This window comes from Paenibacillus sp. GCM10027627 (assembly GCF_042675505.1).
Classification (GTDB): domain Bacteria; phylum Bacillota; class Bacilli; order Paenibacillales; family Paenibacillaceae; genus Pristimantibacillus.
Genome location: NZ_JBHTHB010000009.1, coordinates 27882 through 45923 on the forward strand (window position 1 = coordinate 27882; position 18042 = coordinate 45923).

11 protein-coding genes are annotated in these 18042 nt (G+C 49.1%); all 11 read right to left on the reverse strand.

The window, feature by feature from the left end; translation table 11 throughout:
• Positions 1–231 precede the first annotated feature (231 nt).
• The 11 genes from ACFQZE_RS22870 to rpoB all read right to left on the reverse strand — a co-directional run bounded on the left by ACFQZE_RS22870 (position 232) and on the right by rpoB (position 17860).
• Complete coding sequence (locus ACFQZE_RS22870; protein ID WP_379361476.1) at positions 232–1026, reverse strand: ABC transporter ATP-binding protein; 795 nt, start codon at positions 1024–1026, stop codon at positions 232–234.
• Positions 1026–1934: an ABC transporter permease gene (locus ACFQZE_RS22875; protein ID WP_379361478.1), complete on the reverse strand. Its 909-nt coding sequence runs from the start codon at positions 1932–1934 to the stop codon at positions 1026–1028. The genes ACFQZE_RS22870 and ACFQZE_RS22875 overlap by 1 nt, the downstream gene beginning before the upstream one ends.
• Before the next feature lie 78 nt (positions 1935–2012).
• Positions 2013–3059 (reverse strand): ABC transporter substrate-binding protein, encoded by a 1047-nt coding sequence (locus ACFQZE_RS22880; RefSeq protein WP_379361480.1) that lies wholly within the window; start codon positions 3057–3059, stop codon positions 2013–2015.
• 294 nt (positions 3060–3353) lie between these two features.
• Positions 3354–4544 (reverse strand): elongation factor Tu, encoded by a 1191-nt coding sequence (gene tuf / locus ACFQZE_RS22885; protein WP_379361482.1) that lies wholly within the window; start codon positions 4542–4544, stop codon positions 3354–3356.
• 110 nt (positions 4545–4654) lie between these two features.
• Positions 4655–6730: an elongation factor G gene (gene fusA / locus ACFQZE_RS22890; RefSeq protein WP_379361484.1), complete on the reverse strand. Its 2076-nt coding sequence runs from the start codon at positions 6728–6730 to the stop codon at positions 4655–4657.
• A 29-nt stretch (positions 6731–6759) separates the two neighbouring features.
• Positions 6760–7230, reverse strand: coding sequence for a 30S ribosomal protein S7 (rpsG, locus tag ACFQZE_RS22895; protein ID WP_379361486.1), 471 nt, complete (start codon positions 7228–7230; stop codon positions 6760–6762).
• A gap of 68 nt (positions 7231–7298) precedes the next feature.
• Positions 7299–7718, reverse strand: coding sequence for a 30S ribosomal protein S12 (gene rpsL / locus ACFQZE_RS22900; RefSeq protein WP_120114499.1), 420 nt, complete (start codon positions 7716–7718; stop codon positions 7299–7301).
• A gap of 224 nt (positions 7719–7942) precedes the next feature.
• Positions 7943–8212 (reverse strand): hypothetical protein, encoded by a 270-nt coding sequence (locus ACFQZE_RS22905; RefSeq protein ID WP_379361489.1) that lies wholly within the window; start codon positions 8210–8212, stop codon positions 7943–7945.
• Positions 8213–8344: 132 nt separating this feature from the next.
• A complete protein-coding gene (locus ACFQZE_RS22910; RefSeq protein WP_379361491.1) occupies positions 8345–10360 on the reverse strand; it encodes a serine hydrolase domain-containing protein in 2016 nt (671 codons plus the stop codon).
• 202 nt (positions 10361–10562) lie between these two features.
• Positions 10563–14189, reverse strand: coding sequence for a DNA-directed RNA polymerase subunit beta' (rpoC, locus tag ACFQZE_RS22915; RefSeq protein ID WP_379361493.1), 3627 nt, complete (start codon positions 14187–14189; stop codon positions 10563–10565).
• Positions 14190–14296: 107 nt separating this feature from the next.
• Positions 14297–17860, reverse strand: a complete 3564-nt coding sequence (gene rpoB, locus ACFQZE_RS22920; RefSeq protein ID WP_379361495.1) for a DNA-directed RNA polymerase subunit beta — start codon at positions 17858–17860, stop codon at positions 14297–14299.
• Between the last annotated feature and the right edge of the window lie 182 nt (positions 17861–18042).

Sequence of the window (18042 nt, forward strand, 5' to 3'; positions counted from 1 at the left end):
AGGCTAGGAGTTAGCATCGTTTGCACCTATTGAACAAGCGTAGCGGAGTGCTGGAGAGAAGGTATGGCCGAAGGAGTTTACGTCCGCCTTTAAACGTCGTGTTCCACCCTGTTAGTCCAATTAAGAAGGAACGCGATGTTTAACAGCGGCCGAAGGCCATACCTTCTCGCAAGCGCGCAGCCCCGCATTGTCATCCCTTCATTTTAACCAAGCACGCAGCCCCGCGACTGTCTAGCCTAGCACTACCCGGTCATCAGCCATCTTCTTGCCGCTAATCTGCTCGAACTCGCCAAGCAAGCGCTCAACCGTTAAATCCTTTTTGCGGTTTTCGTTCACTTGAAGAATGATCTTCCCTTTATCCATCATAATGAGACGGTTGCCGAGACGAATCGCCTGCTCCATGTTATGGGTAACCATTAACGTAGTCAAATTCAGCTCCCGAACGATATTTTCCGTCAGCGTCGTGACCAGCTCCGCACGAGCCGGGTCGAGCGCCGCCGTATGCTCATCCAGCAGCAAAATTTGCGGACGCGTAAATGTCGCCATCAGCAAGCTTAGCGCTTGCCGCTCTCCGCCGGACAGAAGGCCAACTTTTGCTCCCATCCGATTTTCAAGACCGATGCCAAGCCGTGACAGCTCTTCACGAAATACTTTGCGCGTTTTAACGGTTACACCTAAAGAAAATCCGCGGCTTTTCCCACGCTTATAGGCGATAGCCAAGTTTTCTTCAATCGTCATGCGCGGCGCAGTGCCGGCCATCGGATCTTGAAACACCCGTCCGATCCATTGGCTCCGTTTGTAATCGGAAAGCTGACCGACATCGTTTCCGTCAATGTGAATTTTGCCAGCATCGGGTTTTAGAACTCCGGAAATAATATTCATTAAAGTCGATTTGCCCGCCCCGTTGCTTCCGATAACCGTAACAAAGTCGCCTTCCTTCATTTGAAGATTTGCATTCAACAAAGCGATTTTTTCATCGACGGTTCCGGGGTTGAACAGCTTCGAAACATCTTCAATCTTCAACATTACCGCTCACCTCCGTTCGCTTGAAGGGAAGCCATAACTTCTTGGGTTCTCTTTTTGGCCATTGCTTTTTGTGCCCATGTTCTACGAATCGTCGGGATGACCAAAGCGCAAATAATGATAATCGCCGTAATCAACTTCATATCTTGCGAATCAAGCCCAGGCACGCGCAGTGCAAGCGCATAAATGACTCTATATATAATAACGCCAAAAACAACGGCTATAACGGCTCTTAATATCGTTTTGGAGCCCACAACGGCTTCGCCGATAATAACGGATGCCAGCCCCACCACAATCATGCCTATCCCCATGTTATTGTTGGCTGCATTGTTCGAAAATGCGATTAAAGCACCGGAGCAAGCAACCAACGCGTTCGAAAGCGCTACGCCCATAATGGTCGTTGTATCGGTATTAGCTCCAAAGCTGCGAATCATCCGGCTATTGTCTCCAGTCGCTCGCAAGCTTAACCCTAGATTTGTTTTGAAAAACAACACCAGCAAAACTGAAACAAAAACAACTAAACCAATGCCGACAGCCAGTTCAGAAACATTTTCAAATAAGTTTGGTTCATTTCTTAAAGATACGGATGGTTTGCCCATAATGCGCAAATTGATGGAATACAGAGCAATCATCATAATAATGCCGGACAACAATCCATTAATTTTCCCTTTCGTATGAAGCAAGCCGGTACACATCCCCGCAAGGCCGCCCCCAATAAAAGCATAAACAACAGCGAGCCACGGTGGACTCCCGTTAATGGTCATCATTGTGCCGATAGCCGCTCCCGTCGTAAAACTTCCGTCAACCGTCAAATCGGGGAAATCCAGTATGCGAAAGGTGATGTATACGCCAAGAGCCATGAGTGCATACAACAATCCGCTTTCAACAGCTCCAATCATCGATTCCAGCAAATGAATCGCCTCCCTTTCTCATAGTAAAGGGGTGAATCGGATGCCCGATCACCCCAATTGTATTCGTACATCTTTCTTTTATTGAATAATATTGTTTGCTGGATCCTTTACATAAGCTTTCATAGCGTCCGTTACGGTAATGCCTTGTTCTGCTGCAGCTTTTAGGTTAAGAATGAAGTCCAGCTTTTGCGGCTTTGTGACATTCATTTCTCCAGGGTTTTTCCCTTTCAAAATTTCAACGGCCATTTGCCCAGCTTCATAACCATGGTCGTAGTATCTAAAGCCGACTGTAGCGAATGCCCCTTTTTCCACCGTATCGCGGTCAGCGGAGAAAAACGGAATATCGTTTTCATTGGCAACATCAATGACCGCTTCAACACCTTCAACTACTGTATTGTCCAGAGTGATATAAATCGCTTCTACCCGGCCAATAAGCGATTCAGCTGCTTGTTGAATATCCGAGTTGTTGGCAACAGGAGCTTTCACCAATTTGATATTATGTTTGGCAAGTGCTTCTTCGGCGACTTTGCTCATGATGACGGCATTATCTTGAGACTCGTCGATAACCATGCCGACATTTTTGACGTTAGGGAACTCTTTTGCAATAAAGTCCATCGTTTGTACAATCGCATCCGGATTCGTATCCGAAGCTCCTGTTACGTTGCCGCCAGGCGCCTCCAACTTCGGTACAATCTTAGCATCGACAGGGTCCGTTACCGCTGCAAACAATACAGGGAAGTCTTTAATTTCATCTACAAGCACCTGTGTATTTGGAGTGGCGATGCCAAAAGCCAAGTCAGGCTTGTCCGATGCGATTTTTTCGGCGATGGCTTTAAAGTTGTTTGGATCGCCTTGCGCATTGTTGTAATCGATCTTTAAGTTTTTTCCTTCTTCGAAGCCGGCATCTTTCAACGCGGCCAAAAAGCCTTGGCGTGTCGCATCCAGAGACGGATGCTCTACAATTTGCGAAATACCGATCGTATACGTTTTGCCCTCTGGAACATCTCCGCCGGCTGTCGGCTGACTGCTGCTCGACGGCTCCGTTTTGCCGCTATTGCCGCCGCAAGCCGCCGTTACAACCATTAAGGAAGCTAACGCCAGACCAAGCCAAAACTTCTTTTTCATATCAATAACCCCTCTCATCTTTTGTTAACCGTTCTTTTGCCCCTGTAAACCCGTGTCACGTCGAAGCTTTATCGCTTTTGGTCATTAAAGCAAAAAGACATGACAGATTCACGTCGCAAAAAAGCAACAGAATAACTTTTTCATCTTTAGCTTTTATCTTAATTGGACATGCGGCATACAGTCAATGCATATTTATTTGTTAAATTCCGTTAAGCCTATTCCTTGCAAAAGAATGCAAAAAACCCTCACCGAAGTGAGGGTTTTGCACGCTATGCGGCTCAAAGCCGCATGGCATTATTTTTGGATAGTTGCAACAGCGCCAGCGCCTACTGTACGGCCGCCTTCACGGATGGAGAAGCGAGTTCCTTCTTCAACTGCGATTGGAGCGATCAGTTCAACAGTAACTGTGATGTTGTCGCCAGGCATAACCATTTCAGTACCTTCAGGCAGGTTGATGATACCTGTTACGTCAGTTGTACGGAAATAGAATTGTGGACGGTAGCCAGTGAAGAAAGGCTTGTGACGGCCACCCTCTTCTTTAGTCAGAACGTAGATTTGAGCTGTAAAGTTCGTGTGTGGCTTAACGGAACCCGGTTTAGCCAAAACTTGACCACGCTCGATGTTGCTGCGGTCAACACCACGAAGCAATGCGCCAACGTTGTCGCCAGCTTGAGCGGAGTCAAGCAATTTGCGGAACATTTCTACGCCTGTTACTACGGATTTGCGGGACTCTTCAGCAAGACCGATAATTTCGATCTCGTCGCCTACTTTGATAACGCCACGCTCTACGCGACCTGTAGCAACTGTACCACGGCCAGTGATTGTGAATACGTCCTCGACAGGCATAAGGAAAGGCTTAGCTGTGTCGCGCTCTGGAGTTGGGATGAAAGTATCGATTTGGTCGAACAATTCGATAATTTTACCAGCCCAGTCTCCTTCTGGGTTTTGCAAAGCTTCACGAGCGGAACCACGGATGATTGGAGTGTCATCGCCTGGGAACTCATACTCGGAAAGAAGGTCGCGAACTTCCATTTCAACTAGCTCAAGAAGCTCTTCGTCTTCAACCATGTCGCATTTGTTCAGGAATACAACGATGTAAGGAACGCCAACTTGCTTGGACAGCAAGATGTGCTCACGAGTTTGTGGCATTGGGCCGTCAGTAGCGGATACTACCAAGATAGCTCCGTCCATTTGTGCAGCACCAGTGATCATGTTTTTAACGTAGTCGGCGTGACCTGGGCAGTCAACGTGAGCGTAGTGACGGTTAGGCGTCTCATACTCAACGTGAGCTGTCGAGATCGTGATACCGCGCTCGCGCTCTTCTGGAGCTTTGTCGATTTGGTCAAATGCTGTAGCTACACCGCCGTATTTTTTGGAAAGTACAGTTGTGATAGCAGCTGTAAGAGTAGTTTTGCCATGGTCAACGTGACCGATTGTACCGATGTTAACATGCGGTTTATTACGTTCAAATTTTTGCTTAGCCATTGAACTGAATCCTCCTCAATATCAATTAATTTTATGTTTAGGCCGGCACCGCAAGTGCGAGCACAACTGATGACGGCCAAGTACAAACTTTTGTTGCAAATGAAAATGAATTATTCGCCTTTGTGCTTAGCGATAATTTCTTCGGAGATCGACTTAGGAACTTCTTCGTAGTGAGAAAGCTCCATCGAGAATACTCCGCGGCCTTGTGTACCGGAACGAAGAGTTGTGGAGTAACCGAACATCTCGGAGAGAGGTACCTTAGCACGGATAATTTGCGCGCCTGCGCGGGAATCCATACCTTCGATACGACCACGACGGGAGTTCAACATACCCATAACGTCGCCCATGTACTCTTCAGGAACCGTAACTTCAACTTTCATGATTGGCTCAAGAAGAACTGGCTTACATTTTTCTTTTGCTGCTTTAAGAGCCAAGGAACCAGCAATCTTAAACGCCATCTCCGAGGAGTCAACGTCATGGTAAGAACCATCGACTACGGTTGCTTTGATATCAACGAGTGGGAAGCCGGCGATAACGCCGTTTTTCATGGACTCTTCGATACCAGCTTGGATTGGAGAAATAAATTCACGCGGAATCGCACCACCGACAACTTTGCTTTCGAAGGTGAAACCTGCGCCAGCTTCTTGTGGTTCGAATTCAACCCAACAATGACCGAACTGGCCTTTACCGCCGGATTGACGAACGAATTTACCTTCAACTTTAGCTGCTTGACGGAAAGTTTCACGGTAAGCAACCTGAGGTTTACCTACGTTCGTTTCAACTTTGAATTCACGGAACATACGGTCAACGAGAATTTCAAGGTGAAGCTCACCCATACCTGCGATGATCGTTTGGTTCGTTTCTTCATCCGTGTAAGCGCGGAAAGTTGGATCCTCTTCGGCAAGCTTGGAGATCGCAACGCCAAGTTTGTCTTGGTCTGCTTTCGTCTTAGGCTCGATCGCGATTTGGATAACCGGCTCAGGGAAGTTCATCGATTCAAGAACGATTGGGAACTTCTCGTCGCACAGCGTGTCGCCTGTAGTCGTATCTTTCAGACCAACTGCAGCCGCGATATCACCGGAGTAAACTTCGGAAATTTCTTGACGGCTGTTAGCATGCATCTGTAGGATACGGCCGATACGCTCACGTTTGCCCTTAGTTGCGTTAAGAACGTACGAACCGGACTTCAGGATACCGGAGTATACACGGAAGAACGTCAGACGTCCTACATAAGGGTCAGTCATGATTTTGAATGCTAGAGCCGCGAACGGCTCAGTGTCGGAAGATGGACGTACTGCTTCTTCTCCGTCTTCAAGCGTACCTTTGATAGCTGGTACGTCAACAGGGGAAGGCAGGAAGTCAACAACCGCATCCAGAACCAGCTGAACGCCTTTGTTACGGTAAGAAGAACCGGCAACAACCGGGAAGATTTTAACTTCGCAAACGCCTTTGCGTAGAACTGCTTTAAGCTCAGGAATCGTAATTTCTTCGCCTTCCAGATACTTCATCATCAGTTCTTCGTCAAGCTCGGCAACTTTCTCTACCAGCTCAAGGCGAAGCTCTTCTACTTGGTCTTTATATTGATCAGGAATTTCGCCAGCGATTGGCTCTTTGCCGAGATCATCTTTGTACGTGTAAGCCACGCGCTCGATGATATCGATAACGCCGATGAAGTCGGACTCAGCGCCCATAGGGAGCTGGATCGCAACTGCGTTCGCTTGCAGACGCTCGCGCATGTCTTTAACGACATTCAGGTAGTCTGCACCGATAATATCCATTTTGTTAACGTAAGCGATCCGTGGAACGCCGTAACGGTCAGCTTGACGCCATACAGTCTCAGACTGTGGCTCTACGCCTTCCTTCGCGCTGAAAACCCCAACAGCCCCGTCCAGTACGCGTAGGGAACGTTCAACTTCAACTGTGAAGTCAACGTGTCCCGGGGTGTCGATGATATTAATGCGGTTACCCTTCCATTGAGCGGTTGTAGCGGCAGACGTAATCGTGATACCGCGCTCTTGTTCTTGCTCCATCCAGTCCATCGTCGCTGCACCTTCGTGCACCTCGCCGATTTTGTGGGTACGGCCTGTGAAGAACAAGATCCGTTCAGTTGTCGTGGTTTTACCAGCGTCAATATGCGCCATAATCCCGATGTTACGCGTATTGTTCAAGGAGAACTCTCTTGACATGAAATTGTCTCCTCTCGTTTATGGTTATACTACCAACGGTAGTGAGCAAACGCTCTGTTAGCGTCAGCCATTTTGTGCGTGTCTTCACGTTTCTTAACAGATGCGCCAGTGTTGTTGGATGCATCCAAGATTTCGGCAGCCAGACGCTCTACCATTGTTTTCTCCCCGCGGTTACGCGAGTAGTTAACGAGCCAACGAAGAGCAAGAGCCGTACGGCGCTCAGGCTTAACCTCGATTGGTACTTGGTAGTTAGCGCCGCCTACACGGCGAGCTTTAACCTCAAGAACTGGCATGATGTTTTTCATAGCTGCTTCGAACACTTCCATCGGATCATTTCCCGAGCGCTCTTGAATCAGTTTGAAAGCATCATACAACAGAGTTTGTGCAACGCCTCTTTTTCCGTCAACCATAATACGGTTGATCAGACGAGTAACCAGTTTGCTATTATAAACCGGATCTGGAAGCACATCGCGTTTTGTTACAGGACCTTTGCGTGGCATGAGAAAGTCCCCCTTTCTTCTAATAGTGGCTTAATCTAGTTTGCAAGCGGCTCGTTCGAGCCCCTATCTTACTTCTTAACTTTAGGACGCTTCGTACCGTATTTCGAACGGGATTGGTTACGGTTGTTAACACCCGCAGTATCCAATGCGCCACGAACGATATGGTAACGAACACCTGGAAGGTCTTTTACACGACCGCCGCGGATCAAAACGACGCTGTGCTCTTGAAGGTTATGACCGATACCTGGAATGTACGCAGTAACCTCAACACGGTTAGTCAAACGTACACGCGCATATTTACGAAGCGCGGAGTTCGGTTTCTTAGGAGTCATAGTACCTACACGAGTGCACACACCGCGTTTTTGAGGAGCGCTGATGTCAGTTGCTTCACGTTTCAGAGCGTTGAAACCTTTTTGCAAGGCTGGCGATTTCGATTTAACGACTTTCGCTTGACGGCCTTTGCGAACGAGCTGGTTAATAGTTGGCATGTTGCCACCCCCTTCCTTAATTCATGTCTTTATGATGGTAGACATTTTACCCCGTATTTAAGCCCACAGACCCAGGCGGTTCATAATTGAACATGACAATTTCTAAAGCCTAGTCGTCAGGCACACTTCGATATATTATCATTTTGCGTAGGCGCATGTCAAGCGTGAAATATAGCGTCCTCTCATATATCAAAGCCTTTCTGCGCATTAACGCCTAATCGGCCCTAAACTCGGCTCTCTTCTACAGCGTCAACCGGCTCCCCTGGCTCTAGCTGTTTCCACTCCTCATCCCGACTTATAGACAGCAGCACATTCATCTTTTGAAGTCTCTCAAGCTCGATCCGTATCCCTGCCAGCTCTTTCTCAAACGGTTCGTCCCCATTCGGAATTCCCATGCTGCTTCTAATAAAATCAAGCACTTCGTCAATTTCATTCCCTTGGATCATGGCCGCCATCTCCGTTTCGGGCTCGTCGGCCGCATTCACGAAAGCCAACGATTGTTCTCTCTATTATTAAACACCAATACCGCTCCATTGGTTGATCCTTTTCTAAAATTTAATATAAAAAAGCATGCCCCTCTCTATATTGCTTCTAGAGAGAAGGCATACCTCTATCTGTTTATAAAATTACATTAGACTATTAGTAAATTTTGTGAGCAGCAATGCCGCTTCTTTTCGCAATAACGTATCTTTCGAACGGTAATCGACACCTTTTTCATTTTGGATAACATCGGGACCATAAAATGTATACCCGACGACATTTTTTACCGCTTCCACCGCCCAAGGCGATGTTTTTCCGGTTAAGTCCGCATCCGCAGCGGGAAACTGGTTAAGTACCATTATACGATGAATGAGAACGGCTGCTTCTTCCCTTTTGATAGGACGATCGGGATGAAATTTGTCTTTTGAATTGCCTTGAATGACGCCTAAATCAAAAAGCGTTTGAACTTCTCCCGCGTAACGATGGCCTTTCACATCTTTAAAGACGGCTGAACGCACAGATGGTTTAAGCGAAAAAGCTTTCGTAATTTGGGCTGCAAATTCAGCCCGGGTTGTAACGGCATCCGGCTGAAACTTATCCGCCTTAGGGTTTAAATCCGCTCCGAGATAAAATAATTCTTGGATGGCTGTCGCATATGGATGATTGTTTGGAACATCACGATAGGTTGGCTTGTTCAGCACTTTCCCCGTCCATGAATAAGGCATCAAATAGTGAAGGTATTCCACTTGGCCCGCTTCATTTTGCTTAAATGCGCCGAGCCTGCCTTGCTCATCTTGGAACAGTCCGTCTCCCACCGGGAACAACTTGACGGGTTCCGGCCCTGCAAGAGCCGAAGGCGCCTTTACGGACAAGTAGCCGTCCTTGGCTTCCACTGTGAATCTGTACAATGGAATGCGAAGGTAATTGTATACTCCTTCATACGGCAACAACTGCTGCTTGGTCATCGGAACAACCTTGCGCGGTTCTTCTTTGTGAGGATAGTAATGATCCATAAACGCTTTGACCAGCTTGCCTCTTACTTCAACCCCATCGTCATTTGTGATAAAAAAAGCGCCGACCTTCTGATCGGGAAGCAACCACATCATAGAATGGAAGCCGGGAACGTCCCCGCCCTTTTGAATAAAGTTTTGGCCGTTGAAGCTTTCGTAATCCGCCATTTCTAGGCCGAGTGTGGAGTTAGGAATGACCGGGTTGATCGCCACTTGCGTTTTACTCATTTCCTTTACGGTTTCCGGCTTCAAAATTTGGCTGTCGCCGAGCTTGCCCCCGTTTAAGTAGGCCAGCATAAAATTAGAGATATCGGAGCTGGTCGCCACCATGCTGCCCTCCGGTCTGACCGGCGGAGATTCGTAGTACAGCTCATAAGGCTCGTCATTATATTTGTAGCTGGTGGCCAAGTTTTTGGCAGCGGAATCGGTTAGCTCAATGCTGCTTCCCTTCATTTGCAGGGGTCCAAAAATTCGTTCCTTCACAAATTGCTCAAAAGGTTTGCCGCTCACTTTCTCCACGACATAGCCTGCAATGGCATAAGCCATATTGTCGTACCGATAAGCCTCCCCCGGCTTGCGTACAACGGTAGGCGTATTATCAGTAACGTACTGCCCCAGCGTATAGTCGGATGGAGCGCTTGTTACGCCTTGCTCTACGTCTGTATAATTGAATCCTGATGTATGGCTAAGCAGATGGCGCATCGTCAGCTTGCCGCCTGTCTGATTCGGGATTTTAACCCCGCCCAAATAAGTATGGATATCCTCATCTAAATTAACTTTTCCCTCTTCCACTAACTGCATAACAGCTGCGGCCGTAAAAACTTTTCCAACGGAAGCCATTCGAAATACGGTTGTGTCTGGGACGACCGGCTTTTTGCTTTTTACATCGGCGTAACCATAGCCCTTGTTAAGAAGCACTTTATTGTCTGCTACTACAACAAAGGCACCTCCGGCCATATGGTCTTTTATTTCAGGGTTTTGAAAAAATGCGTCGGCAAAAGCCTCCACCTCTTTCGCATCCTTCGGCCCGGTAGACGCTGCCGCTTTTGCCGTCCCATGAGGGGTAAGCGCAACGGAGCAAGCTACAGTGACGGCCAGTGCGGCCATCGCCCATTTCGATGTTTTTTTACGTATGGTTTCTCCTCTTTTCACACACTCCCATCCCTTCTTTTTGTATTAGAAACATCCTAATTTTAACATAAAGGGTCTCATCTTCCTCTGGACTACAGTCTATATAAAGCCTCGACTCCGGTCGTAACCAGCCGCTTCCGGCATTCCATCAATCAAAAAAGGCTCTACCTCACAAATGTGAGGTAGAGCCTTTCGTTGTATAGCTAGCCGCTTTAACAGGGCTTTATTCTACTACAACCGCTTCAGAAGCTTCAGTCGGCTCAGCCGTTTCAGCTGCTGCTTCTTCCATGCCTGCAAAGCGAATGTTGCGGTAGCGCTGCATACCCGTACCAGCCGGGATCAGCTTACCGATAATAACATTCTCTTTCAGACCGAGAAGTTGGTCGACCTTGCCTTTGATCGCTGCATCCGTCAAGACACGAGTCGTCTCCTGGAAGGAAGCTGCGGACAAGAACGAATCCGTTTCAAGGGAAGCTTTTGTAATACCGAGCAATACCGGTTTCGCAACCGCAGGTTCTTTGCCAGAGAAGATCGCTTCGCTGTTGGCTGCTTCGTATTCATGAATGTCTACGAATGCGCCCGGCAGCAGCGTCGTGTCACCAGCATCGACAATGCGGATTTTGCGAAGCATCTGCTTGATCATAACCTCAACGTGCTTATCGTTGATTTCAACGCCTTGGTTACGGTATACGCGCTGAACTTCCTGAAGGATATAGTTCTGCACGCCGCGGATGCCTTTGATGCGAAGCATATCCTTCGGATCGATAGAACCGTCCGTCAACTCGTCGCCCGCCTCAATTTGCTGGCCTTGAGCTACGCGGATACGCGAGCCGTAAGTAACTGCATATACTTTGGACTCGGCTTCGCCTTGAACTTCGATTTCGCGACGGTCTTTCGCTTCGCGAATTTCTTTGATCACGCCGTCGAGTTCGGAGATGATCGCTTGGCCCTTCGGATTCCGGGCTTCGAAAAGCTCCTGAATACGCGGAAGACCTTGCGTAATATCGTCTCCGGCAACGCCGCCGGTATGGAACGTACGCATCGTGAGCTGTGTTCCCGGCTCGCCGATCGATTGCGCCGCGATAATGCCAACCGCTTCGCCAATCTCAACGTGCTTGCCAGTCGCCAGGTTGCGTCCGTAACAGATTTTGCACACGCCATGACGCGCGCGGCAGCTCAGTACGGAACGGATTTGCAGGCGCTCTACGCCAGCCGCTACGATAGCGTCCGCTTTGCCCGCATCGATTAGCTCGCTGCGGTTCACGATAACTTCGCCGGTTTGAGGATTGCGAACCGTTTCGAACGCATAACGACCTTCGATACGATCGTACAGATCCTCGATAACCTCTTTACCGTCTTGGATCTTGCTGACGGAGAAGCCTTTATCTGTGCCGCAATCGTCTTCGCGGACGATTACGTCCTGAGCTACGTCTACCAGACGACGAGTCAAGTAGCCGGAGTCAGCTGTACGAAGTGCTGTATCGGCAAGACCTTTACGCGCACCGTGCGTCGAGATAAAGTACTCGAGGACCGTCAGGCCTTCACGGAAGTTCGATTTGATCGGCAACTCGATGATACGGCCGGATGGATTCGCCATCAGACCGCGCATTCCGCCAAGCTGCGTAATCTGCGATTTGTTACCCCGTGCTTTGGAGTCCACCATGAGCATGATGTTGTTGTAACGATCCATCGATTTCATGAGGATTTCCGTAATTTCGTCTTTACATTTACTCCAGATGCCGATAATCCGGTCATAACGCTCTTCGTTTGTAATCAAACCGCGACGGTATTGATTCATAACGGTAGCAACCTTCTCGTCGGAAGCTTTCATAATTTCCACTTTTTCAGGTGGAATGATAACGTCGGATACGCCGATCGTAATACCTGCTTTTGTGGAGTACGTAAAGCCGAGCTGCTTGATACGGTCAAGGATAACCGCAGTAAGCGTGGTGTGATATTGACGGAAGCATTCCGCAATAATCAGCGCCAAGTAGTCTTTGCCTACCGCGCCAGGCGTTGCGAGATCGTCGATAAACTTCTGAAGATCCGCGCCTTTCTCGTAGACAAAATATTTATCAGGCGTACCTTGCAGCAGGTTTATTTTTGTCGCTTCGTTGATGTAAGGGAAATCTTCAGGGAAAATTTCGTTGAAGATAACCTTACCAACCGTCGTGACCAAAAGCGAAGCTTGCTGCTGATCCGTAAAGATTGTTTTCTTCAGCACTTTCACAGGGATAAAGATACGAGCATGCAAGGATACAATGCCGCGCTGGTAAGCGGAAATCGCTTCATTGATCGATGCAAACACAGAACCTGTTCCTTTTGCTTCCGTGTTGTCCATCGTCAAATAGTAGCTTCCGAGAACCATATCCTGGGAAGGCGTAACGACAGGTTTGCCGTCTTTAGGGTTCAAAATGTTGCCCGACGCCAGCATAAGCAGGCGAGCCTCGGCTTGCGCCTCAGCGGACAACGGAACGTGAACGGCCATCTGGTCACCGTCGAAGTCGGCATTATAAGCCGTACATACGAGCGGGTGAAGCTTAATCGCGCGTCCTTCTACCAAAATAGGCTCGAATGCTTGGATACCGAGTCTATGCAGCGTCGGGGCACGGTTCAGCAATACCGGATGTTCCTTGATCACTTCTTCAAGAACGTCCCAAACTTCAGGGCTAACGCGTTCAACTTTGCGTTTCGCGCTCTTAATGTTGTGGGCGAGTCCTTTATTGACAAGCTCTTTCATAACAAAAGGCTTGAACAGTTCCAGCGCCATTTCCTTCGGAAGACCGCATTGGAACATCTTCAGGTTTGGACCTACGACGATAACGGAACGACCGGAATAGTCGACACGTTTACCGAGCAAGTTTTGACGGAAACGGCCTTGCTTACCTTTCAGCATGTGGCTGAGAGATTTAAGCGGACGGTTGCCTGGGCCTGTAACTGGACGGCCGCGACGGCCGTTGTCGATCAGGGCATCAACTGCTTCCTGAAGCATCCGTTTCTCGTTTTGTACGATAATGTCCGGAGCGCCAAGGTCAAGAAGACGCTTCAAACGGTTGTTCCGGTTAATTACACGGCGATACAGGTCGTTCAGGTCGGATGTTGCAAAACGTCCGCCGTCCAGCTGTACCATCGGACGAAGCTCCGGCGGAATAACCGGCAGCACATCAAGAATCATCCATTCCGGAGCGTTGCCGGAATTGCGGAATGCTTCAATGACTTCCAGACGCTTGATCGCACGGTTGCGGCGTTGACCTTGCGCCGTACGAAGCTCTTCCTTCAGCTGCTCCAATTCCTTCTCGACATCGATGTCTTGAAGCAGCTTTTTGACCGCTTCGGCACCCATGCCAGCTTGGAATCCAAATCCGTATTTTTCACGGTAGCTGCGGTATTCCTTCTCGGAAAGAAGCTGTTTCTTCTCAAGAGGCGTATCGCCAGGGTCCGTTACGACATAAGATGCAAAATAGATAATCTCCTCCAAGGAGCGAGGGGACATATCCAGCGCAAGACCCATGCGGCTTGGAATACCTTTGAAATACCAGATGTGGGATACAGGAGCGGCAAGCTCGATGTGACCCATACGCTCACGGCGTACTTTCGCGCGAGTAACTTCAACTCCGCAGCGATCGCAAACTACGCCTTTGTAACGAACGCGCTTATATTTGCCGCAATGGCACTCCCAATCTTTGGTCGGTCCAAAAATCTTCTCGCAGAAGAGACCTTCCTTCTCAGGCTTGAGCGTTCTGTAGTTAATGGTTTCCGGCTTCTTGACTTCTCCGCGGGACCACGAGCGAATTTTATCCGGCGAAGCCAGACCAATTTTCATATACTCGAAGTTGTTCACGTCCAACAAGGAGCAACCCTCCTTCGTCATGTATGACTGTGTCTTATCAAACGCTGAACTTCAACCGCGGCCCTGCAAAAGCGGCACCCGACTGAAGCTCAGCCATTTGTTATCACTTATTCGGCGCCTGCTTCTGCGCCTTCTAGATTGAGGTTCAGCTTATCGCCTGTCGCCTCGTCGTCATCGTCGATTTCTTTCATTTCGATCTCTTCTTCGTTCTCGGACAGGATTTTAACGTCCATACCCAAGCTTTGAAGCTCTTTGATCAAAACTTTGAACGACTCCGGAACACCCGGTTCCGGTACGTTTTCGCCTTTGACGATGGATTCGTACGTTTTTACGCGGCCGACCACGTCATCGGATTTAACCGTAAGAATTTCTTGAAGCGTGTAGGCAGCGCCGTAAGCTTCAAGCGCCCAAACCTCCATCTCACCGAAACGCTGTCCGCCGAACTGGGCTTTACCGCCGAGTGGCTGTTGCGTAACGAGAGAGTAAGGACCTGTCGAACGGGCGTGAATTTTATCATCAACCATGTGCGCAAGTTTGATCATATACATGACGCCGACCGTTACTTCGCGTTCGAAGTTCTCGCCTGTGCGTCCATCGTAAAGGACCGTTTTACCATTTCGCTGCATGCCGGCTTCTTCCATCGTATCAAAGACGTCGTTTTCGCGAGCGCCGTCGAATACAGGAGTAGCGGCATGAAGACCCAGGTGTTTGCACGCCATGCCAAGGTGAACCTCAAGCGCCTGACCGATGTTCATCCGGGAAGGTACGCCCAGCGGGTTAAGAACGACCTCTACAGGTGTTCCGTCCGGCAGGAACGGCATGTCTTCTTCCGGCATGATACGGGCGATAACACCTTTGTTGCCGTGGCGTCCCGCCATCTTGTCGCCTTCGGAAATTTTACGTTTTTGTGCGATGTAAGCACGAACCAACTGGTTTACGCCAGGAGGCAACTCGTCGCCGTTCTCGCGGGTAAATACTTTTACGTCTACGACGATACCGTCCGTACCATGCGGCACGCGCAGCGACGTATCGCGAACTTCACGCGCTTTTTCGCCAAAGATCGCATGAAGCAATCTTTCTTCCGCCGTAAGCTCCGTTACACCTTTTGGCGTTACTTTGCCGACGAGGATGTCGCCTGCGCTAATTTCGGCGCCGACGCGGATAATACCGCGCTCGTCGAGATTGCGAAGCGCTTCTTCGCCTACGTTCGGAATGTCGCGTGTAATTTCTTCCGGTCCAAGCTTCGTATCACGAGCTTCGGACTCATATTCTTCAATATGAATAGAGGTGTAAACATCCTCTTTCACTAGTTTCTCGCTGAGCAAAATCGCATCCTCGTAGTTGTAGCCTTCCCATGTCATAAAAGCTACGACAACGTTGCGGCCAAGAGCCAGCTCGCCCATTTCCGTGGACGGTCCGTCTGCCATGATGTCGCCTTTTTTAATGACATCGCCTTTGCGAACCAGCGGACGCTGATTGATGCAAGTGCCTTGGTTGGAACGCGTAAACTTATGCAATTTGTGCTTGATCAAATCTCCGCTGACCGGCTTGCCGTCGATCATCTCGACACGGCGCAGCCAAATCTCGTTTGCAGACGCACGCTCGATGATGCCGTCGTACTTCGACACGATACAAACGCCGGAGTCTTTGGCAGCCTTATGCTCCATTCCTGTGCCGACAAGCGGCGCCTTTGGAATAAGAAGCGGAACGGCCTGACGTTGCATGTTCGATCCCATGAGGGCGCGGTTGGAGTCGTCATTTTCCAGGAACGGAATTAGAGCGGTCGCAACCGACACTACCTGCTTAGGCGATACGTCCATGTAGTCAACGCGCTCGCTCGGCATTGTTAGAATGTTGTCAGCCTGTTTATTGTAACGTACGATCGTTTGCGCTTCCGCGAACTTGCTCTCTTCTGAGAGTTTAGCATTCGCTTGCGCAATGACGTAGTTGTCTTCTTCGTCTGCCGTCAGGTAAGCGATCTGATCGGTTACAACACCCGACTTCGGATCGACCCAACGATATGGAGCTTCAATGAAGCCATATTCGTTAATGCGCGCAAACGTAGACAAGGAGTTGATCAAACCGATGTTCGGTCCCTCCGGCGTCTCGATTGGACACATACGGCCATAGTGAGAGTGATGGACGTCACGTACTTCAAAGCCCGCGCGCTCACGCGTCAAACCGCCCGGTCCGAGTGCCGATAGACGGCGTTTGTGCGTAAGCTCGGCAAGAGGGTTCGTTTGGTCCATAAACTGGGACAGCTGTGACGAGCCAAAAAACTCTTTAATCGACGCGATAACAGGGCGGATGTTGATCAACGCTTGAGGCGTAATCGCGTTCGCGTCCTGAATGGACATTCTTTCGCGTACGACACGCTCCATACGGGACAAGCCGATACGGAACTGGTTTTGCAGCAATTCGCCGACGGAACGCAGACGACGGTTGCCCAAATGGTCGATATCGTCCGTGCTGCCGACGCCATGCAGCAAATTAATGAAATAGTTGATCGAAGCAATGATATCCGCAGGCGTAACATGCTTCACGGATTTGTCGATGATGCCGTTGGCAATCACCTTAATCACTTTGCTTTCATCAAGCGGAGAGAATACGCTGATCGCTTGTAGTGGAATACTATCTGCATCCAGCACTCCGTTAGCGACATGGTATGTCTTAAAGCCTACATCGCTCTCGAGCTTGTCGAGGATTTCATCCAGCAGACGGCGGTCGATCATTTGGCCGGATTCTGCGATAATCTCGCCCGTGGACGGGTCGATGAGATTTTCAGCAAGACGCTGGTTGAACAAGCGATTTTTAATATGAAGCTTTTTGTTTATTTTGTAACGGCCGACATTGGCCAGGTCATATCGTTTTGGATCGAAGAAGCGTGCAACAAGCAAGCTTTTCGCGTTGTCCAAAGTAGGCGGCTCGCCCGGACGAAGACGCTCATAAATCTCGATAAGCGCTTTTTCCGTGGAATCCGTGCTATCCTTGTCCAGCGTATTGCGGATATACTCGTCATGGCCGAGCAAATCCAAAATTTCCGCGTCTGTTCCAAAGCCGAGAGCACGCAAAAGCACCGTTACCGGTATTTTCCGGGTCCGGTCGATACGAACGTAAATGATGTCCTTAGCATCGGTTTCAAGCTCGAGCCAAGCTCCACGGTTTGGAATAACTGTTGCCGTGTATGTTTTCTTCCCGTTCTTATCCACCTTCGTGCTGAAATACACACTTGGGGAGCGAACCAATTGGCTGACGATAACGCGTTCGGCGCCGTTAATAATAAACGTGCCTGTTTCCGTCATAAGCGGGAAATCACCCATGAACACTTCTTGTTCCTTAACCTCGCCCGTTTCCTTATTGAACAGACGTACTTTTACACGCAATGGAGCCGCATATGTCACGTCGCGTTCTTTTGATTCATCCACCGAATATTTCGGTTCGCCCAAGTTGTAATCAATAAACTCAAGCGATAGATTGCCCGTAAAGTCCGAAATCGGCGAGATATCTTGGAACAACTCAATTAAGTCGCTATCCAAAAATTTCTCGTACGATTTTTGTTGGATTTCAATCAGGTTCGGGACTTCCAGCACCTCGTTGATCCTAGCGTAGCTTCTCCGCGTCCGCCGACCATACTGAACAAGTTGTCCTGCCAACTTAACCTCACCCCTCATGTCTGTCTCACAGCATCGATACTTACTGCGGTACCTACCAGCAGCAACAGCCGCCTATATAGATAAATAAAGAAAAGCCCTTATCGAATGGTTTTCGAAAGAAGAGCATGTTCCGGCAGCTTACCATGCGCAGCGCGGGCGCAATGGCCTCATATCAAGTAATTTTGCCCAAAATGTAAACA

Excerpts from the sequence above, each read along its gene's own strand:
- rpsL (WP_120114499.1), bottom strand. The coding sequence starts at position 7,718 with ATGCCAACTATTAACCAGCTCGTTCGCAAAGGCCGTCAAGCGAAAGTC.
- rpsG (WP_379361486.1), bottom strand. The coding sequence starts at position 7,230 with ATGCCACGCAAAGGTCCTGTAACAAAACGCGATGTGCTTCCAGATCCG.
- fusA (WP_379361484.1), bottom strand. The coding sequence starts at position 6,730 with ATGTCAAGAGAGTTCTCCTTGAACAATACGCGTAACATCGGGATTATG.
- ACFQZE_RS22870 (WP_379361476.1), bottom strand. The coding sequence starts at position 1,026 with ATGTTGAAGATTGAAGATGTTTCGAAGCTGTTCAACCCCGGAACCGTC.
- rpoB (WP_379361495.1), bottom strand. The coding sequence starts at position 17,860 with ATGAGGGGTGAGGTTAAGTTGGCAGGACAACTTGTTCAGTATGGTCGG.
- tuf (WP_379361482.1), bottom strand. The coding sequence starts at position 4,544 with ATGGCTAAGCAAAAATTTGAACGTAATAAACCGCATGTTAACATCGGT.
- ACFQZE_RS22880 (WP_379361480.1), bottom strand. The coding sequence starts at position 3,059 with ATGAAAAAGAAGTTTTGGCTTGGTCTGGCGTTAGCTTCCTTAATGGTT.